Genomic DNA, 19,744 nt, shown 5'->3' on the forward strand with positions numbered 1-19,744 from the left:
TGGGGTCGTCCTGTACGAACTGCTGACGGGAACAACGCCGCTGAAGCGCGGCTCGACCACGCCGCGTATCAGGAAATCATCCGTCTGATCCAAAGGAAGCCGTCCGCCCCAGCACACGCCTGAGCGGTAACGCAACGCTGCCCGGCATCGCCGCTCAACGCAGCATCGAACCACGGCAACTCACGCAGTTGCTTGCGGGTGAACTCGACTGGATCGTCCTGAAGGCTCTGGAAAAAGACCGCTCCCGCCGCTACGGCACCGCCAGCGACTTCGCCCGGAGACGTGAAAACTACCTGCACGACGAACCCGTCGAAGCAAGACCTCCCAGCAGGTCGTATCGCCTGCAGAAATTCCTCAGAAAACACCGCACCCAGGCCATCGCAGCCACGACTGTCCTCTGCGTCCTGATCGCCGGCATCATCGGCACGACGTGGGGATTGTTTCGAGCCAAACAAGCCGAAGACGCGGCTGTTGCTTCGGAAGACAAAGCCGTCGACGCTCTGCAACGCGTCACGGAAGAACGAGACGCCAAAGACCAGGCTCTCGCAGCCGAAGCCGCTCAGCGAGAGCAGACCGAACGAGAACTCATCGCCGGCCTGCTGCGTCCCATTGGCTTCGGCGACGAACCGAGCCAGGCCGAACTGAAGAGCTTCGTCGACTGGTCTCAGATGGCAGACCCGCGCCTGAAACTGCGAGTTCTCGAACAAGCCTTCGAAGACCCCGCCACAGCCCTCCGAGTCGCCCGCCGAGCCGAACGAGCGATGCAGGCTTGCGTCACGCTCAGCCGCACCCGCCGAGCGAGAGCTCTGGAGTTCCTGACCGCCAAACAACTCGACAAAATGCCGACCCACGTATCGCCGCGTGCTGGCTGCTGGAGCGCGCGGACGATTTGCCGGCTCTCGCGGAGAGCACCGCTTGCAGTTCCAGAAAACACCGAAGAACCACGTCCAGACTTCATTGAGTTCGCAGGATTCTTGGCCGAAAGGACCATGTCGCTTTCCTCCCGGAGGTTCGACCGTGTCCGACGACTGATTGACGTGCTAAAGCAGGCAACCAACGGCGATTCACCGAATCGGCAGCGCCCGCTGATGGCACGCGCCACGACTCGATCAATCGAATGTCAATTTGGCATGCGACACGCTGATCGCCGTCCTTGAGCAGACTGAGACTGTTTAAATGATTGGGGTGCCCGGTACTCGTGATTTCCACGGATGGAGCTATAGCGATGTATTTATATCAGTGTTTTACGAGCAATGGCGATTGATCAGCAGCCCTAAATCATCTGGGTCGTCCGAGAACATCGGCGATTGAGGACGCATCTTACAATCGAACCGATGCGCGTTATCAATTCGCCGAAAGTATCGGACGAAGATGGGAACCTGGGACATGCACGACAGGTGGAAGAGGAAGAAGGACGACGGCGATTATCGAAGCAATTTCGAGGCGGAAGGCGGCGAAAACCGTGGTTTTGATGGGAAGTCAGCCAAACGACACATTGGGTCGACACGCCGGTCTGTTCCATGGTGAGGATCAGACCGGGGCAAACGGTACTAGATTCGCGACAAGTGGACTGAAGTTCGGCGACACGCCGGACGCAGCGCCCCAAGGCATCCTGAAACGATTCTGCGACCGGTCAACGTCGTTTTCCCAAAGCTGGATGTGGAACGAACTTGAAGACATCACGAACCAGACTAAAAGCTCACAGAAAACGGGATCGCATTGACCTCCAAACGCGCGACATTTGCTTGAACAATGATTGGCATCGTGCGGCGGTAACGTGATTGCAGCTTTGGGCGAGAATTTCCATGGATATCCAGAAATGTGCGGGAACTTGCTCAACGTCTAGACCAAAGCTACGTGTCGCGCGTGGAGCATACTGATTGCCAGTTCCGGGGGCAGCACCGACTCTGTCACTCTCGGTGCTGTCCGAGAAGCAACTCCTGTCCTCGCTAAGCGCCTTCCCGTGGACGCAGTGAACAATGCCTGGGAAACGCAAATGATCAGGCTCAGGGAGCGTGTCGACAACGGGTCACCTGAGTGGGCCGCGAAATTCCTCGGCGCGCTCGTTCCGAGCATTACATATTCCCGAGTGATACCGGCAGTCGAGGAGCTAATGCAGATTCTGACAACATCCGACGACTTCGCAGTCACAAACGCTGTCGCAGACCTCCTCGCTGAGATCGCGCCCCAGCTTGCCGAGGACGCGAACTCACACTTGTGCATCTTGATTGTGGCATTCGTGGAACGTGAATCGCATGGTGTACTCGAAGGGATGCACGGAACCGACTGCCTTGATGCGGCAATTCGGGTCATGGCCGCGCTCGCACCAAACCTCGAGCCAGACCAAGTCGATCGATCTGCGGACATCGCTGAGAAACTACTCCTGAAGCCAAGTGACCCATTTGCGGTCGCTGCAGGTGCCGAGATCACAGTAGCCCTCGCAATGACTCTAACTGCACAGCAAGTTGACGACATTGCAATGGCGTGCACTACTACATTGAAGCAGTCGAAGGATCGCCTTGAGCTAGAGGCCAGCTGCAATGCAATCATCGCACTGGCTCCGAGACTCTCCTCGGAACAAGTCACCAGCGCTTGGGACGCAGTGATCGACCGATTGCGTGAGTCGGAGGACGACTGGCATTCACGAGATGAGCTGGCTGCCGCATTAGCTGCACTGGTGCCGAGTGTCGGTCAGGATCAGATTACTTGGGCCGGGGACGCCGCGATAAACATGACCGCGAAGGCGGAACACAGTTGGCAGGTTGATGCTGCGGGCGCAATGCTCGTTGCGATCCAATCGCACATATCGCAGCCTCAATTTGCCCGTGCCGCCGATACGTTTATTGCAACAATGAACTCGACAAATGACAGCAACTTCAGATTTCACGCGAGGGAAAGGCTTATAGGGGTGGCTCCGCAACTGACGCCGTTGCAAAGGCAGAAGACGCTTGAGGTACTCCTACCAGAGCTTGAACGATACTATGAATTCGAATACCCGTTCTACGAACTGGTGGCGCTGCTTCAGCTCTCAGGCCCGCAGGATTCAGCGGGTCATGCCACGACCGTACAAGTTTATTCTTCAACGACTAGTGAATCTGAATGCTAAGCAGTCTTGGCTGTTTGAGGACGAGTCGGCTACGAGTACTGGGAGCCGTTTCAGCGGCCGATTGCAGAATCGGACGATGCAAGAGCGTTGGCAGTCTTCTTGTGCCACCCGGGTTGTTGCGGCCCGCCGCGATTACTTCCTCCGCAGGCTTGAAGAACTGTTATTTCACGATGGCAGCCTCCTGCTAGGCGGACGCAGTCGACGATGACAGCGACTCCGTGCTCACGACAACTAATAACGACGTCCAGCCTCCGCGGGTGTTTCATTCGGTACATGATGCGGCCGCATGGATTGAGGAGAACTGGCCGGATTTCGATCTCGAAGCCACGCACCCGGTGACGTGGTACGGCGACCGATAACCGAATCCGTGGCATCCGAGGTACGCCGACACGTCGTGCGGGGGCCAAACGCGGCGTCGAATGGCCGTCCCGTTGGGACTCCGTCGCGGGGCGGACTGGTTCTCGCACGTTGTGCTGGCGGATGGTCGTCCCGCTGGGACTGAATCGCAGGTCGGGGTCACACTTGAACGCGGGCGTAGCGTTCAGCCGGAGCCGCGATTTCGGCAACGGGGCCAGCCGTTCATCCAGCTCGGCATCGCCCCAGAATGCAGGTCCCTGGCACGTTGCGCCAGGCTGGGCGGATGGTCGTCCCGCTGGGACTGAATCGCAGGTCGGGGTCACACTTGAACGCGGGCATAGCGTTCAGGCCGAGCCGCAATGCGATTTCGGCCCAACGGGCCAGCCGTTCATCCAGCTCGGGGCATCGCCCCGAGAATGCAGCCGAGGACACGGAGAGTCCCAACGGGACGGCCGTTCGAACCCGCGTCGAACCATGACGCGACCCATCCACTGCCGGTTGCAAGGACGATGCGTTCGTGATTCCATTGATGGATACCGGCATCCGATTTGTCGAATCACGAATGAACGGCCGTCCTGCTGGGACTTCCGTCGCCGGGCGACCGATACCCGGCACGTTGTGCCAGGCTGATGAATGGTCGTCCCGTTGGGACTGAACCGCCCGCGTGACCGAACATGACGCGTAGATTACGATTCCGGGCCGATCGCAATGCGACCGGCCCAACGGGCCAGCCTTCATCCAGCCGGGGCATCGCCCCGGTATGCGGCACAAAACACAGAGTCCCAACGGGACGGTCGTTCGAATCGTTGACACCCATCGCGTTCGAACATCGTTGCGGGTCGAATAAACGCGCGGTCGATTCGCGCGATTGCATGGCGCTACGCGTCGGCGTGTGATTCGATCAATCGGTTGCGGGTCCACGATGATCGGATCGGTGGCGTGGTTTCGGAACCGCAAACGAACTGTCGCCCCGTTGGGACTCCGTCGCGTTGGTGTTTGTTTCCAGGGGCGATGCCCCAGGAATGCGGCCACCAACAACCAAAGTCCCAACGGGCCGGCCGTTCAAAACGATCCCACGCATCGCGGTTGCACAGCGTTGTGCGGCGAATCAACCCGCCGTCGTTTCACGAGATCACACGGCGCAATGCGTGTGATTCCATCGATCGGGTACGGTTTCGCATCCGTTTGCCTGGTCGCCGAATCGCAAAACGAACTGCCGTCCCGTTGGGACTCCGTCGCGGCGTGGGCCGTTACCTGGCACGTTGTGCCAGGCTGGATGAATGGTCGTCCCGTTGGGGCTGAATCGCACGACGATGGGACCGGGCCGCACCGTGTTTCAATCCCAGACGTATCGTTCGTCGATCTGGATCTGATGTCGGTGGCACAGCTCGCGAAATTCGTCCTGGTAGGAACGCGTGCGATGGTGATATTCCTGATTCTGAACGTACGCGACGGTTTGTTCGAGATTGGACTGGCTGACGGAGAACGCTCCGTAGCCCGCCTGCCACGTGAATGCTTGCGAACACAATGGAGCCGACTTTGCCCATTTCGATGTCTCGATTTTGGCCTGCTGGACGAGGTCGGCAATCGTGGCCGTTCGTGACAGTCCACAGACGATGTGGACGTGATCGATCCAGCCGCCGACTCGCAAGGCGGTGCATCCGGTCTGGTTGACATGATGTCCGAGCATCCCGAACATCTCTTGACGGAAATCGGGCGCTTGAAGAAATGGCCGACGGCCCTTCGTGCTAAACACGACATGCAGCCAGACCTGTGACAATGACTGAGGCATCGTGGACCTTTCCTGCAGGTGATTCGGTGTCGGACGGGATCGCAAGTTGCGTTCAGCGTAGCAGTTTGACGGTACGCACTTGAACGCTGGCGTGCAGGTGATTTCGAACGCCACCGATCCATTCTGGCACGATGCGCGATTCCGGCCCAACGGGCCAGCCGTTCCTCCAGCCTGGGGCATCGCCCCAGGTATGCGGCGGAGAACACGGAGAGTCCCAACGGGACGGCCGTTCGAGAACGATCACCGGCATCGCGGTCGTCCATCATCCGGCGTGGGGGAAACGCGTGGTTTGCCCGCAAGTTTCCACAAGGCAATGCGTTTGTGATTCCGCCGATTGGGGATCGGGCCGCGATGATCGGCGTGGTGGCGTGGTTTCGGAATCGCAATATGAACTGCCGTCCCGTTGGGACTCCGTCACGGTCCGGGCCGTTGCCTGGCACGTTGTGCCAGGCTGGAGGAACGAGCGTCCCGTTGGGACTGACTGAAACGCGGAGATTTCCGTGGTTCATCACGCCACCGGTGTCGTCTTGAGTTCTCAGAGGCCGGTGCGACCGGAATTCGAGTGTCGAATCTCGGGCGGTTCCGCATACTGGCCCGCCTTTTCGAGGAGTTCTTGCCATGCGAATACTGCCACTGACTGTTGTTCTGCTGTTGGCAGGCACGTCGATCGTGGTCGGGCGTGATCAGTCGATTGACGATCTGGAGAAAGCCGTCGAAAAGAAGGTCGTCGTGTTCGAGAAAAAGCTGAAGTCCGAAAAAGATAAGGCACTTAAAGCCTTCGATTTTCAGATCGCCGCGGTCAGGCGAGCTCCGGACCTGGACGCCGCGACGAAGGCCAGCCTGATTGCCATCCTGACGAAGCAGAAGGAACACTTCGACAAGACCGGTGAATGGCCGGAGAACAACGACATGCTTCTGGCGGGGATCGATTACGCAAGCCGGATCAGCTCGGCCTATGTATCCGTCGGTGCAGCCTTCGACAGGCTGATCAGCAAGTGCCTGGACGACGAAGACTACGAGGCCGCCAAAAAGTACGGCGACCGCAAACGCGACTATGAAAAGGAGAAGCTCGGGACGGACCGGCTGCTGGACGGAACCAAATGGCGCGGGACACTGACGAACGGGAAGACATCCACGCTGTTTCATTTGAACCTCGGAAAGATCGAAGGAAACATTCTTGAGGGCCGGATTCACATCGATCCGCACCGTCAGGGGCATCCGATTCAGGACATCCGAGGAACGATTCAGGGCAATGTCATCGAAGCAAAAACCACGAATCAGATTCAGGGAAAGAACCGACCGCGCCAGATGCGTGCCGTGCTGATGGGTAACAAGATCATCATGGCGATCGACGCCATCGAGCCCGATAAGCACCCGGAGAAATGGGTCTGGCTGGAACAGCGGTAGCCAGCGCGGGTATTCGGGGCGTTACAGACCTGCTTGTCAGTTTCCGCCACTTCCGGTACCCACACTTGCAGCGAACGCGGGTAAGGCGTAAGAACCGCAGCCTGCGAGAGTGGCGGAATTGGCAGACGCGCTGGATTTAGGATCCTGTGCCGGTAACGGCGTGGGGGTTCGACTCCCCCCTCTCGCATTCGTTCGCTTCCCCGAGGTGCCCGGCATCGACGTTCCGATGCCGGGCATCTTCGTTGTCTCCGCGCTACGACGACAATGCTGAAGAAACTTCGCGATCAGGCTGCCTTCTTTCGACAGTTCCGGCAGCAGTTCGAAACCACGGGAGCTGTCGCGCCCAGCAGCCGATTTCTGGCGAAGTCCATGACGCGGTACCTGCGTCAGCGGGGCACGGACCCGGTTCGAGTGCTGGAGATCGGGCCGGGAACGGGAGCGGTGACTTCGGAAATCGTGAAGCATCTGCGACACGGCGACGTATTTGACCTGGTCGAACTCAATGACGCTTTCGTCGACATTCTGGAACAGCGGTTTCTGGACGATCCGGTGTGGAACAGCGTTTCGAAGCTGGCGAAAGTTCACACGCTGCCGCTTCAGGACTTCGCTGCCGAACATCCCTATGACTTTGTGATTTCCGGATTGCCGCTGAACAATTTTCCGGTGAGTTTGGTGCAAACGCTGACGGAATCCTATTTCCGGCTGTTGAAGCCCGGCGGAGTGCTGAGCTACTTCGAATACATGTTCGTCCGGCCGGTCCGCAAAGTTGTGAGTCGCGGGAACGAGAGAACTCGCATTTCCGGAATTGATGAGATCATGCAGCGCCACTGCGATCGCTGTCGCATTCGGCGTGACAGTATCTGGATCAATGTGCCGCCGGCATGGGTTCAGCATCTGCGGCTGGAGGAAACCCGGGGCACTCGGCTCTGACGGATGAGCCGCCGGTGGCTGCATGTCTGTCGCGAGCCACCGTCGCTGTGTCCATCCGGTGTTCAGCCGATCGACGTGAAGTCCAGCGTCGCGAACAGATCGTCAAACGTTTCCGCGCGGCGAATCAGCTTCACGTCGCCGTTTTCGCGAAGCAGCAGTTCGGCACTGCGCAGCTTGCCGTTGTACTGAAAGCCCATGGCGTGTCCGTGAGCCCCGGCGTCGTGAATCACCAGCAGGTCGCCGCGTTCAATATCCGGCAACGCTCGATTGATGGCAAACTTGTCGTTGTTTTCGCAAAGCGAACCGACGACGTCGACCGTTCGGTGATGCGGCGCGTCTTCCTTGCCCAGCACGGTGATGTGGTGATAGGCGCCATACATGCCCGGGCGCATCAGATTGGCCATGCACGCATCGACGCCGACGTAATCGCGATAGATGTGCTTTTCGTGTACGGCTTTCGTGATCAGGTATCCGTGCGGCCCCGTGATCATGCGGCCGTTTTCCATCACGACCCGCAGCGGGTCAAGATCGGTACCGGCAATCATCTGTGCATAAAGGCCCTGAATCTGTGCGCCGAGCCATTCCAGATCCACGGGTGTGTCGTCCGGCTTGTAGGGAATTCCGATGCCGCCGCCGAGATTTACGAATTCGATGCGAACGCCGACATCGCGCTGAATTCGCAGCGACAGATCGAAAAGCATGCGAGCGGTTTCGACGAAGAAGCTGCCGTCCAGTTCATTGGACGCCACCATCGTGTGCAGCCCGAAACGCTTAACGCCGCGCTGCTTCAGGACGGTATAGCCTTCGAATAATTGCCGCTCCGTGAAACCGTACTTCGCTTCTTCGGGACGGCCGATGATCACGTTGCCGGTTCGAGCGGGACCGGGATTGAAGCGGAAGCTGACCAGTTCGGGCAGCCCCACGGTTTCGTCGACAAAATCGATGTGCGTGATGTCGTCGAGATTCAGGATCGCTCCCAGTTCGCGAGCGGCCTGGTACTCCGCCGCCGACGTGTTGTTGGACGTGAACATGATGTCTTCGCCCGACAGCCCGATTTTGCTGCTGAGAATCAGTTCCGCCTTGCTGGAACAGTCCGCGCCGAGGCCTTCTTCCTTCGCGATCTGCAGGATGTGTGGATTGGGGGTCGCCTTTACCGCGAAGAAGTTTCGAAATCCGTCAACCCACTGAAACGCGCCATGCAGTCGGCGACAGGTTTCTCGAATCCCGCGTTCGTCGTAGAGATAGAAGGGAGTCGGAAACACGTCGGCGATTTTGCGAACCGCCGCTTCGTCAAAGGGCAGGAGCCTGGGATTCGTCATGAAAGTCTGCGATGAAAAGTGAGGCCAAGGCGAGCGGCAGAGGAGTTGTTAACTGCCCGCGAGCCGCACGGTGCCAGCGGCGGTTGTGTTCACAAAGAACCGGGGCTGGTGTTTTGTCAGGTATAAATCGATGGGTCGTGTGCCACTGGCTGTGCCAGTGCTCTGCAACATTGAACTCACTGGCACAGCCAGTGGCACACATCAAAACACGATGGACAAGGCACTAGCGCCCTGCGGCTGGCGGGTCGATTCTCATCTGCGGCACGCCCAGGAACGCGGTCGGAGCGGCCGGAGTGTCGTGGGCGGATCGCTGGAATGCAACCGGTCTCAACCCGACGTCCCCGCGAACCCGACACCGTCGTGCAATCGAGTGATCTTTCCGGTTCCGGGACCGTGCCAACCGCAATCGGCCGGACGTTGCAGCCGCGTGAAAGCCTCGTCGGGTTGTGCCGGACGGATTTCGGCCTCGTTCGAACCCGCGATCGGTTTAGCCAAGTTGGCTGCGGAACACTTCGGCACCGGCCCTGATCGCGTCGTCGAGCTTGTCGACAAGTCTGGCTCCGGCTTCAGCCATGTCCGGTCGGCCACCACCTCCTCCGCCGGCGGCCTGCGCGGCGGCTTTCACGACATTGCCGGCGTTAAGGCCCTTGTCTTTGATAAGCGGCTTACTCACGGCAGCAATCAGGGCCACCTTGCCGTCGATCTCAGCTCCGAGGATGACGGCCACCGGACTGTGTTTGTCGCGCAGTTGGTCGACGAAATCTCGCAGACTTTCGCGGGAGACGTTGTGCAGCTTTTCCGCGATCAGGCTGACGCCTTTCACTTCCTGGGCTTTGGCGACGAGGTCTCCGATGGCGTCTGAAACGGAAGCCGATGTCAGTTCGGCGATCTGCCGGCTCAGGTCTTTCAGTTGTGACTGCAAAGCATCCACGCGAACCGGAAGGTCGGCAGGTTGATTGGCTTTCAGTTGTCTTTGAAGCTGGGAAATCAGTTCGTCGGATTCGCGGCTTTTCTGCAGAGCCCTGGGGCCGGTCAGAGCCGTGATGCGGCGAACTCCCTTGGCGACGGGTTCTTCCGAAGTCACTCGGCATAAACCAACCTGGCCGGTGTTGGTCAGGTGAGTTCCTCCGCAGAGTTCAACGCTGAAGTCACCCATCGTGACGACGCGCACGTTGTCCGGGTATTTCTCCCCGAACAGCGCCATGGCTCCCCGTTTTCGGGCCTCGTCGATCGGCAGGACTTCCGTGTTGACGGTGGCTCCGCTGGCGATTTGAGCGTTGATGATGTCTTCAACCTGGCGGACTTCCTCACGTGACAACGCCTGCTTGTGGGCAAAGTCAAACCGCAGGGCATCTTCTTCGACCCGTGATCCCCGCTGCGTGGCCTTGTCGCCGATCGTCTTGTGCAGAGCATGATGCAGGATGTGCGTGGCGGAATGGGCTCGCCGAATCCCTGCGCGGCGATCCGTGTCAACGGAGGCGGTCACCATATCGCCGACCGAAATCGACCCTTTTCGCAGGCGAGCTTCGTGGACGAACAGTGTCTGGTTGTGTTTCTGAGTGTCCGTGACCTCAAGTTCGGTTTCCGGCCCGCCGGTATGATGCTTCGGCTCCCGGTCGCGATCATAGAAATGCCTGTCGAGTTCGCTGATGGGCGGCTTTTGCAGCCAGCCCGTGTCGCCGATCTGGCCGCCGGATTCGCCGTAAAACGGAGTTCGGTCGAGAACCACACCCACGGGGCCGGAGTAGCCTTCCGGCACGGCGTCGACAGACTTCTTGTCGACGATCAGGCCGACCACGCGGGCTTCGGCGGTCAGAGTTTCGTAGCCGAGGAATTCGGTGTCACCGTGTTGCTTGCGAATCAGATCCAGCGGTCCGGCGGCCATCACGCTGATTGTACGGCCGCCGCGGCTGATGCCTTCGTGTTCCGTCATGCGTTCATTGAAGCGGGCACGATCGATCTTCAGACCGCGATCGTGGGCAATCGCTTCCGTAAGTTCGATCAGGAATCCATCTTCCGTGTGCAGCGTGAAAGCATCGTCCCCGCTGATGATTCCCTTTGCCGACCTGGCAGAGGAGGCCAGTGAATCAAAGCGGCTCAGGCCGCGGTCGATTGTTCCCAGAAACTGCGATTCTTCCTCACGGACCGTGTTCTGAACGCTGTCAACGGTGCTGGCCAGTTCCGGGTACGCGTCGCCCATGACGTCAACAACCGCGGGAACGATCTGAAACAGGAACGGATCGCGTTTGCCCAGCAGATAGCCTTCCAGCAACGCGCGGCGCAGCAACTGGCGGACGACATAATTCTGCTTCTCCTTGTCCGGAATGACTCCTTCGTGAACGCAGAATGTCACCGCGCGAATGTGATCGGCAATGCGGCGAATGGCACGTCCCTGTGGAGAACTGAACTCGTACCGAATGCCGACAACATCCGCTGATGCACGGCACAGCGGCTTCAGTACGTCGTTTTCGAAGTTGCTGAGGACTCCCTGAAGCACTGCGGCCGTGCGTTCGAGTCCCATTCCGGTATCGATGTTTTTCGAGGGCAAGGGACGCAGATTGTCCGGCGGATCTCCGACTCGATTGAACTGCGTAAACACCAGGTTCCAGATTTCGACGTCACCGTCGATGCCGGGTGGATGGTAGAAAATCTCGCTGCACGGTCCGCAGACTCCGTCAGGACCGGCACTCGGGGCACTCGCCGGCCAGAAGTTCTCGTCTTCCTCCAGGCAGGCAATGCGGTCGGCCGGCACGCCGACTTCGTCCTTCCAGATGTTCAAAGCCTCTTCATCAAAGCCGTGGGCTCCCTGATACACGCTGACTGTCAGCCGATCCTTATCCAGCCCCAGCCACCGTTTGTCGGTCAGGAATTCCCAGGCCCAGTGAATGGCTTCCTTCTTGAAGTAGTCGCCGAAGGAAAAATTCCCCAGCATTTCAAAAAACGTGTGATGATAGGCGGTCACACCCACATTGCTGATGTCGCCGGTTCGCAGGCACTTCTGGCACGTGGTGGCTTTGGTGAACTCCAGCTTGCCGATTCCCATGAACTCGTTCTTGAACTGATTCATGCCGGCCGGTGTAAACAGCACGGTCGGGTCGTCACGCGGCACCAGGACGTCACTGGGGCGTCGCAGGCAGCCCTTGCCTTCAAAGAACGAAAGGTATTTTTCGCGAAGTTCGTTAGTTTTCATGGCACCGGAGCCGGGTCGTCGGAGGTTCAAATGGTCATGGAATGCGGAACGATAGCAGACGCCCGTGGAGTGAGAAGCAGGAGAATCGAGCGATGCAGCGCCGTGAGGCTGGCGCGGTGTGCCCGCAAGCCGTCCCCGCCATTTCCCGCCGAACGGAGCGGGGGAGTCCGATCCCGGATTGCGTACGGCTTTTCCCTGCGAGGAGTCTCGCACGTCTGCGGATCGAACCGTCAGGCGTCCAGGATGCAGCGAGCGACGAGTTCCGTGTCGCTGAGGTCGTCCAGCAGTTCGTCAGGGTCATGTGCCGCAAGTTCCTGACGTGAGTACCTGCCGGTTGCAACCGCGATGATTCGCGCACCGACGGCACGAGCACAGCGGATGTCGGCCGGCGTGTCACCGATCACGCAGGCTTCTGATCCGTCCACCGTTCGACCGGCGGCTTTCGCCAGCGCCGCGACGGCCATGCGTGCGACATCGTCGCGGTCTGCGTGCTGATCGCCGTATCCTCCCGGACTGTGGCCGTTCCGCCGGAAGAAGCGATCGAGATCGAAGTGACGGAGCTTCACGGCGGCGCCCTGCGCGTAGTTGCCTGTCAGCAGACTCAGGGTGACATGTTCGAATTCGGCCAGTCGTTCCAGCAGAGACACGACTCCCGGCAGCAGCAACCCCGATTGCTCACGCAGGCATTCCGGAAGCCGGTTCAGATAAGCAGATCGAAACCGCTCTCGCTCCGTTTCGGTATCTTCGATTCCGTAGCGAGCAAAGATCTCGCTGACGATGCCTCGGTCCGTGCGTCCCGCTGTCAGAATTCCCTCAAATGGAAAATCGACGCAGAATTCCTCAACGAGCGCTCGTTCCATCGCCCGTTGCCCGGCTCCGCCCGTATTGAGCAGCGTTCCGTCGATATCAAACAGGATGTACTTTGGGTTCATTGTCGTGTTCGTCATGCCGTCAAAAAACGTGAGAATGTCGTGGATAAAAAAGTCGCGGCGAATCGAATTCTGACAGCCTCCGGCCTTTCCGCAGCCGTGAACCGCCGATATTCTTCGTGCCCCACAACTAATTCGCACCCGATGCGATGCCGATCGCCGCAGTGAACATGACGATCGGCGGACACCAGGATCAAGGTTCGGAACATGGCAAAGACACAAAGAAAACTGCATAAGGCTAATCACGGCAGGCGACCGGCAAGTGCCAAGGCACGACGGCTAAAGCGAAAACACGTGAAGCTTTCACGATAGAGTCTGTACGGACTGCCGATCGATTTCGGCACGTCCGGAGCACCTGTCGGGAACATCTGTTCAGTGGCCCGCACCTCAGACGAGCGTGCGGGCTTTTTCGTTCGGAGGCCCGCGAGACGCCGGGTCGACGCTCCATACGTGAACGTTATACTCCGCCAGCAATGAATGACTCACCAAACCCGGTTTCCCTGACTCAAACGCAGGTCCCGCAGACCGCCGTTCCGGCTTCGCGGTCCAGAGGAAGTGACATGATTGGCAAGGTCGGCCAGCTCTCCATCCACCAAAAGCTTGTGCAAATCTCGGGAAATCTGTGGTGGAGTTGGCATCCGGAAGTCGTTGAGCTATTTCGCCTGATTGATTCCGAGCTGTTTACGAGCTGCGATCACAACCCCGTCAAATTGCTGCAGGAATACACGCCGGAAAAGCTGGAAGAACGTGCTCGCGAGACCGTGCTGCACTCGCGAATCCACTGGGCGTACCGCATGTTTCTGGAATACACGCGGTCCGAATCGACGTGGGGCTCCACGCATACCGGCATCCTGGCCCAATCGGCAGTCGCGTATTTCAGCGCGGAGTTCGGCATTCATGAATCGCTGCCGATCTATTCCGGTGGCCTGGGAGTCCTGTCGGGCGATCACCTGAAAAGCGCGTCCGATCTGGGGATTCCCCTGATCGGTGTGGGGCTGTTCTACAACGAGGGCTACTTCGCTCAGACGATTGACGCCGCCGGCTGGCAGCACGAGGAGTATCCGCGGCTGCCGATCGAGTCACTTCCGCTGACTCCGATGGAAAACGAAAAGGGCCCAATCATCGTGTCGGTCGACACGCGGCAGGGGCCGATCTTTGCCCGCGTGCTGCGAGTTGCCGTGGGCCGCGTTGATCTGTTCCTTCTGGACACGGATATCAGGGAAAACACTGCCGAAAACCGCAAGCTGACCGGCCGCCTGTACGGCGGAGACCAGAGAACCCGCATCCGCCAGGAACTCCTGCTGGGCGTCGGCGGTGTGCGAGCCCTGAACGCGATGGGAATCGTTCCCAACGTCATTCACATGAACGAAGGCCACTCCGCATTCGCTCCGCTGGAAATCATCCGGACGCGGATGCACGAAGACTCGCTGCCGTTCAGCAAGGCTCTTCAGGAAACCGCCAGCCGGGCTGTGTTTACAACCCACACGCCGGTGGCCGCCGGGCACGACCGGTTCGATCAGGGACTGATCGAAGAACACGTCGGCCCGCTCGGCGACGCACTTGGCCTGGACGTCGGCGGACTCATGGCGCTGGGGCGCGTCGATCCGCAGAACGGCGACGAGTCGTTTTGCATGACCGTTCTGGCCCTGAAGATGTGCCGCATCGCTAATGGCGTTTCCAGCCTGCACGGCGTCGTCAGTCGTGAAATGTGGGCCGGACTCTGGCCGTGGCGCAGCGCCGAGGAAATCCCGATCGGGCACATCACCAACGGAGTCCACGTTCCCACCTGGCTGGCCGCCCAAATGCGGGCGCTGTACGACCGAGTGCTCCCCGCCGACTGGTATCGGCGAACGGGCGAACCAGAAGTCTGGAGCGGTTTCGAAACAGTTACGCCGGGCGAACTGTGGGAAACGCACCAGGCGCTCAAGAACCGGCTCATCGTCTACGCTCGCGAAAAGGCGGTTGAGCAGGCCAAACGGCGTGGCGAACCCGCACGCGTGATCGCTGATCTGGAAAACGTCTTTGATCCGCAGGCGCTGACAATCGGATTCGCCCGGCGTTTCGCTCCCTATAAGCGAGCCGACCTGATTCTCAAAGACCTGGAATTTCTGGGGAAGCTGATTCAGGACACGGATCGACCCGTGCAGTTTCTGTTCGCCGGCAAGGCTCACCCAGCCGACGAACGCGGCAAGGAACTGCTTCAGCGGATCTTCAAGCTGACTCACGAAGCTCCGTTCCGCGGCCGAGTGCTTGTGCTTGAAAATTACAGCATCGCCATGGGACGGCACTTGGTTCAGGGCGTGGATGTCTGGCTCAATAACCCGCGACGACCACTGGAAGCGTCCGGCACAAGCGGCCAGAAAGTCGTCTTGAACGGCGGCCTGAACTGTTCCGTGCTGGACGGCTGGTGGGCGGAAGCCTTTGACGGCAAGAACGGGTTCGCCATCGGCAATGGAAGAACTCACACAAATCAGGATGTTCAGGATGAAAGAGACGGAAAACAGCTTTACGAAGTTCTGACAAAACAGGTAATCCCTCTCTATTATCAGCGCGACGCCGACGATCTTCCGCAGAAATGGATCGCCATGATGAAGCGTGCCGTGCGGACGCTGGGCTGGCGATTCAACGCCGACCGCATGGTGATGGACTACGCCGCCCAAACCTACGTCCCGGCTGCGGGCGGGCTGAGCTGTTCCATCGTGACCATGCCGTAACCGAATTTCCGACGGAAAAACCGGTTATTCGTGCTGTTCCGGCAATCAGAACTCAAGAAAGTGCCGATTGACAGATCGGACTCGCGGGCCTAACGTGACAGTGCGATTTCGTCGATTCTTGCGAGTGGCATTCAGCGAAAACCGGGGAGCTTAGAGCCATGAAAACGAGAAACATCGCGAGCTGGGCCGTTGCAGTCATCACGCTAAGTGCCTTCGCATCAGCGTCCAGAGCCGTTGACGGCTGGGCTGATGGAATGATCAAGACGCCCAAAGTCGATTTCGGCGTCATCGCGACCGGCTCAGAAGCGAAAAAGCTGGTTGAAGTCCAGAACATTTACAACCAGACGGTGCATATCTCCAGTGTTCGGACAACCTGCGGGTGTTCGGCGGCGACAGTGGGTCAGACTACTGTTCAGCCTGGTGAAACTGCATTCGTCGAAGTGGCGATGAATACTCGCAAATTCAAGCAGCGGAAGGACTCGAATCTGATCATTCAGTTCGACGCGCCGCAGTTCAGCGAAGTGCGAGTTCCCATTACGGCATACATTCGCACGGACGTTGTGTTCGACCCCGGAATGGTCCGGTTTGGCAACGTCGACTACGGCAAATCCGGACAGGCCGTCGTAAAGATCGCCTACGCAGGACGCCCCGACTGGGAAATCGTGGATGTCAGGATCAGCAACCATGACTTGACGGTCGACCGCAAGCAGACGAATCGCTCGGCCGGACGCGTCGATTACGACCTGACTGTCACACTCAGCGAAAACGCCAGAGCCGGGCAACTGCGAGATCTGGTGACACTGGTCACCAACGACCAGTCTAACCCCTACGTGCCATTGATGGTGGAAGGAACCGTGGTTCCCGACATTACGGTCACGCCGTCAACCGTCAATGTTCGGGCACTCGCCCCCGGACAGACTCAGACCGTACAGGTGGTTATCAAGGGCAAACAGCCATTCATCATTGAAGACGTCGACTGCGAAGGTATGGCCGACTGCTTCAAAGCGGAAATCTCTGACGACGCGCGTCCGGTTCACGTTGTTCCGATCGAATTCAACGCTCCGAACAAGCCCGGCAAATTCAGCGAAGAAATGGTCGTCAAGATCGCAGGTCGCTCGGAACCACTGAAGTTCCGAGTCACCGGCTTGATCAATTGACCAACGGCAGTGCGTCGAACGGAAACCGGATTCAGTCACGTGAACGCGCGCGACCCGGTTTCAGTCCCTTCCACCAGTGCCGGAACGCGCTGGGCTACCATTCTCTGCCAGCCTCAATCTGTCCGTCTTTTTCGGCGGCTAGCCCCACTTCAGGGGATTTGTGGTCGACCATGCCCGAGCATGCTCCACTCGGGCGCATCAACCGCTTCAGGCCCAGCCGGCCGTTCGGATCCGGCCAGAGACAACGTCCCGAGAATTCGATCTCTTCGCTGGAGGAAAATGCACAACCGGCCGGGCAGCCGAAAGACTGGGGCGTCGACAGAAATGCGCACGGATTCACTTGATCCCACTTGGCGGCAGAAACTCAAATGCTCGAAGCACGTGTCGGCAGACCACCGCCCGGCTCATTGGGGCTTGACGTCACCGGAAGTCCTCATACTGGGGGGCATCGCCTGAAGCCCGGACAGCTCCCCGATAACAAGGCCGCAGCAATGTGGCTCACCGACGGCAACGGCACGTGGGATCTGGTGCAGACCCGTAACGCCAACACGGTCAACGAAATCACCGACATCGACAACACCACGGGAACCGCCTGGGCCACGCCGGCCTATGACTTCGCCGGCAACATGATTGGCATCCGCATCCATCAGCGTGCCTTCGTCCACGGTGGCATGGAACCCGATGACCCAGGCTCAGTGGAACGCGTTCACCGAAGCCGAATGGAATGTGTTCGAACTGGATTCTGCGGCTCACGCCCAGGGCATTCTGTCGGCTCGCTACGATGCCTGGAACCGCCTGGTGTCGATCCGCAACGGCAACGACCTGGTGGTGGAAAACGTCACGACGCCCGCGGCTACCGCATTCGCAAAGACAGCTATGTCAGCGGTGCGCTGGACGAGGAACGGCACTACTACTACACGCCCGGCTGGCAGGTGGTGGAAGAACGCGTCGGCAGCGCCACCACGGCCGACCGGCAGTACGTGTGGGGCCTGCGGTACATCGACGATCTGATCGAACGTCAGCGGGACTCAAACGGCAACGGTACTCTGGACGAGACACGCTACGCTCTGCAGGACGCCAACTGGAATAAGCAAGCGAGCACGCCGACCAATGAGGGAGGAGGAAGTGCGAGTGCGGTAGAATCCGGTTCACACGAATTCCCCTCCGGAGCGGCGCGATCAGCGAACGCTTCGCCTACGTACCCGGCGACCGAGTTCCTGAACGGCTCAGGAACCGTGCAGAGTTCCTCCGCCAGCGACTTCGAAACCCTCTACGCCAGCTACCGCTGGGACGGGAACGTCACCGACCTGCCGCCGGTTTGCACGTCGAAACCGGTTCCTGCTGCCTGGAGTCGGGACGTGGAACAAGAGAGATCCACTCGTCTACGAAGATGGGCTGTCGCTTTATCAATATGCATCAAACAGAAGCGTAATTCGCGTAGATCCCGCCGGGCAGACGTGGTTTCTGCCGAATCAGATCGGAGGTGTTTTGACACATCGAATGATGAGCAGCATACGGGCTCAGCATCATTGGCTTCCGCTTCGCAATGAGTTGACGAAGCTGCTTGAAACAAAGTGTGGAAACGTCTTTCAGGATCTCTACTTGTCTGTAGGCTACTTCATCAACCAGTTTACAACGTCCGTTGGTGGAGTCTGGGGCCGTGGCCAGCCACATCATCGAATCGAATACCCTCCGGGAAAGACGCCGTATTGGCACCGGGTCCGGGAAATCTATAGAAACGCTCCTGATTGCTGTTCTCTGATGACCGCAATGGAGGCATTGATGCGAGAAGTGTGGCAAGACCATTGGTATGGTCTTGGAAATGTTGGGCCCGTCGAGTCGCCGCCGTTCCATCCGTACAAGAAGCCTGATGTCGACACGTCAGACCTCTTTAGAAGGTATCGACACGATATCTGCAGGCTGGAACCATGTGAAGGTGTATGAAAGAAGAGTAGATCCTAGTGATACTCCCGTAATTCCATTTGTTATAACCAAGCGGCCAATTGTTGATGTCCATCCGGTTGAGAGAACTGCGCCCTCGGAGAATCCCTCTGCCAAACATTGACCGCAATACCGGCAAAAGAGCTGCCTGCGTCATCGGCGGCGGTGCCGTAGCGTATGGATGTTACCGGCTGATTCGAATGATCCCTTCCGTGGTGAAATTTGCCGCCACTATGGCCAACAATCGTTCCAAATGCTATCGCACCATAATATTGTCGAAGACGGGAGGTGGCCGTGGAGGACATGAGTGAAAGTCAAGCGGTGTGTTAGATCAGGTATTAGACACGTTGCATTCCGAGAGACAGTTTTCGCTGGGGGATGACATAGATTCCGTGTTTGATGAACGGGAGAAGACGCTCTGGCTCTTAATGAACCTTGAAGGCGTTATGCAACACAGAAGTTGTTTCCAGATTGGTTTTGTCATCCGTGTTCATTGTACGTTGACGACACGCTTGAGGCATTCACACGTATTGGGGCAAATGAGTGCCGTGACATCTACGAAGAAGCGTTGAGGTTTTTCGCAGGCAAGATGGCATACCAGTATGCGACTATCGAAGAAACGGGAAGCTCACGTTCTGCGCGTTATGAAGAACTTACCGAAGCTGAATCTTCGTTGCTAAGATCGTTGTATGAACAGTTTGATAAGGCGATTGTGAGCGACCGGCTAATGGATAAGCTCCTATATTACTGGAGCGATTCGCCTTCTGGGTCGCATTCGTCGTAGTCAGATTTGCCGATTGTCGTCGACGTGAAGCATTGGCCCTGAAGTCGGCGACAGCAAACGTTTCATTTCACTTCCGTGTGTTGAACGCGTGACGGCATTTCAAGCGGCAGCTCAAGCT

General features: G+C 58.5%; 12 protein-coding genes and 1 tRNA gene. 8 read left to right on the forward strand and 5 right to left on the reverse strand.

Going from position 1 to position 19,744, the window contains the following annotated elements; translation table 11 throughout:
- Nucleotides 1-68 precede the first annotated feature (68 nt).
- Entirely contained in the window at nt 69-851 is a 783-nt protein-coding gene (locus R3C19_17025; GenBank protein ID MEZ6062046.1) for a hypothetical protein, read from the reverse strand.
- Between the two features lie 1,112 nt (nt 852-1,963).
- Here R3C19_17025 and R3C19_17030 point away from each other — a divergent pair.
- Both R3C19_17030 and R3C19_17035 read left to right on the forward strand, forming a co-directional pair.
- A complete protein-coding gene (locus R3C19_17030) occupies nt 1,964-3,106 on the forward strand; it encodes a hypothetical protein (GenBank protein MEZ6062047.1) in 1,143 nt (380 codons plus the stop codon).
- A gap of 218 nt (nt 3,107-3,324) precedes the next feature.
- Complete coding sequence (locus R3C19_17035) at nt 3,325-3,465, forward strand: hypothetical protein (protein ID MEZ6062048.1); 141 nt, start codon at nt 3,325-3,327, stop codon at nt 3,463-3,465.
- Nucleotides 3,466-4,799: 1,334 nt separating this feature from the next.
- Here R3C19_17035 and R3C19_17040 read toward each other — a convergent pair.
- Entirely contained in the window at nt 4,800-5,255 is a 456-nt protein-coding gene (locus tag R3C19_17040) for a transposase (GenBank protein ID MEZ6062049.1), read from the reverse strand.
- Between the two features lie 618 nt (nt 5,256-5,873).
- On the opposite strand from R3C19_17040, the gene R3C19_17045 reads away from it, so the two are divergent.
- From R3C19_17045 to R3C19_17055, 3 genes are all read left to right on the forward strand, one after another.
- Complete coding sequence (locus R3C19_17045; GenBank protein ID MEZ6062050.1) at nt 5,874-6,662, forward strand: hypothetical protein; 789 nt, start codon at nt 5,874-5,876, stop codon at nt 6,660-6,662.
- Nucleotides 6,663-6,765: 103 nt separating this feature from the next.
- Nucleotides 6,766-6,849 (forward strand) — tRNA-Leu (locus R3C19_17050).
- A gap of 77 nt (nt 6,850-6,926) precedes the next feature.
- Nucleotides 6,927-7,592 carry a methyltransferase domain-containing protein gene (locus tag R3C19_17055; protein ID MEZ6062051.1) on the forward strand — a complete coding sequence of 222 codons (666 nt, stop codon included), beginning with the start codon at nt 6,927-6,929 and terminating at the stop codon, nt 7,590-7,592.
- Nucleotides 7,593-7,654: 62 nt separating this feature from the next.
- Here the strand turns inward: R3C19_17055 and lysA are convergent, their stop codons facing one another.
- The 3 genes from lysA to R3C19_17070 all read right to left on the reverse strand — a co-directional run bounded on the left by lysA (nt 7,655) and on the right by R3C19_17070 (nt 13,048).
- The gene (gene lysA / locus R3C19_17060) at nt 7,655-8,911 is read right to left on the reverse strand and encodes a diaminopimelate decarboxylase (protein MEZ6062052.1); all 1,257 of its coding nucleotides are present in this window, start codon (nt 8,909-8,911) and stop codon (nt 7,655-7,657) included.
- Between the two features lie 487 nt (nt 8,912-9,398).
- Nucleotides 9,399-12,101, reverse strand: a complete 2,703-nt coding sequence (gene alaS, locus R3C19_17065; GenBank protein MEZ6062053.1) for an alanine--tRNA ligase — start codon at nt 12,099-12,101, stop codon at nt 9,399-9,401.
- A 230-nt stretch (nt 12,102-12,331) separates the two neighbouring features.
- Nucleotides 12,332-13,048 (reverse strand): haloacid dehalogenase-like hydrolase, encoded by a 717-nt coding sequence (locus tag R3C19_17070; GenBank protein MEZ6062054.1) that lies wholly within the window; start codon nt 13,046-13,048, stop codon nt 12,332-12,334.
- A 455-nt stretch (nt 13,049-13,503) separates the two neighbouring features.
- On the opposite strand from R3C19_17070, the gene glgP reads away from it, so the two are divergent.
- From glgP to R3C19_17085, 3 genes are all read left to right on the forward strand, one after another.
- Nucleotides 13,504-15,744 (forward strand): alpha-glucan family phosphorylase, encoded by a 2,241-nt coding sequence (glgP, locus tag R3C19_17075; protein ID MEZ6062055.1) that lies wholly within the window; start codon nt 13,504-13,506, stop codon nt 15,742-15,744.
- Between the two features lie 158 nt (nt 15,745-15,902).
- Nucleotides 15,903-16,901: a DUF1573 domain-containing protein gene (locus tag R3C19_17080; GenBank protein MEZ6062056.1), complete on the forward strand. Its 999-nt coding sequence runs from the start codon at nt 15,903-15,905 to the stop codon at nt 16,899-16,901.
- Between the two features lie 491 nt (nt 16,902-17,392).
- Nucleotides 17,393-18,451, forward strand: coding sequence for a hypothetical protein (locus R3C19_17085; protein ID MEZ6062057.1), 1,059 nt, complete (start codon nt 17,393-17,395; stop codon nt 18,449-18,451).
- Nucleotides 18,452-19,744 lie beyond the last annotated feature (1,293 nt).

This window comes from Planctomycetaceae bacterium, from assembly GCA_041398785.1.
Lineage (GTDB): Bacteria > Planctomycetota > Planctomycetia > Planctomycetales > Planctomycetaceae > JAWKUA01.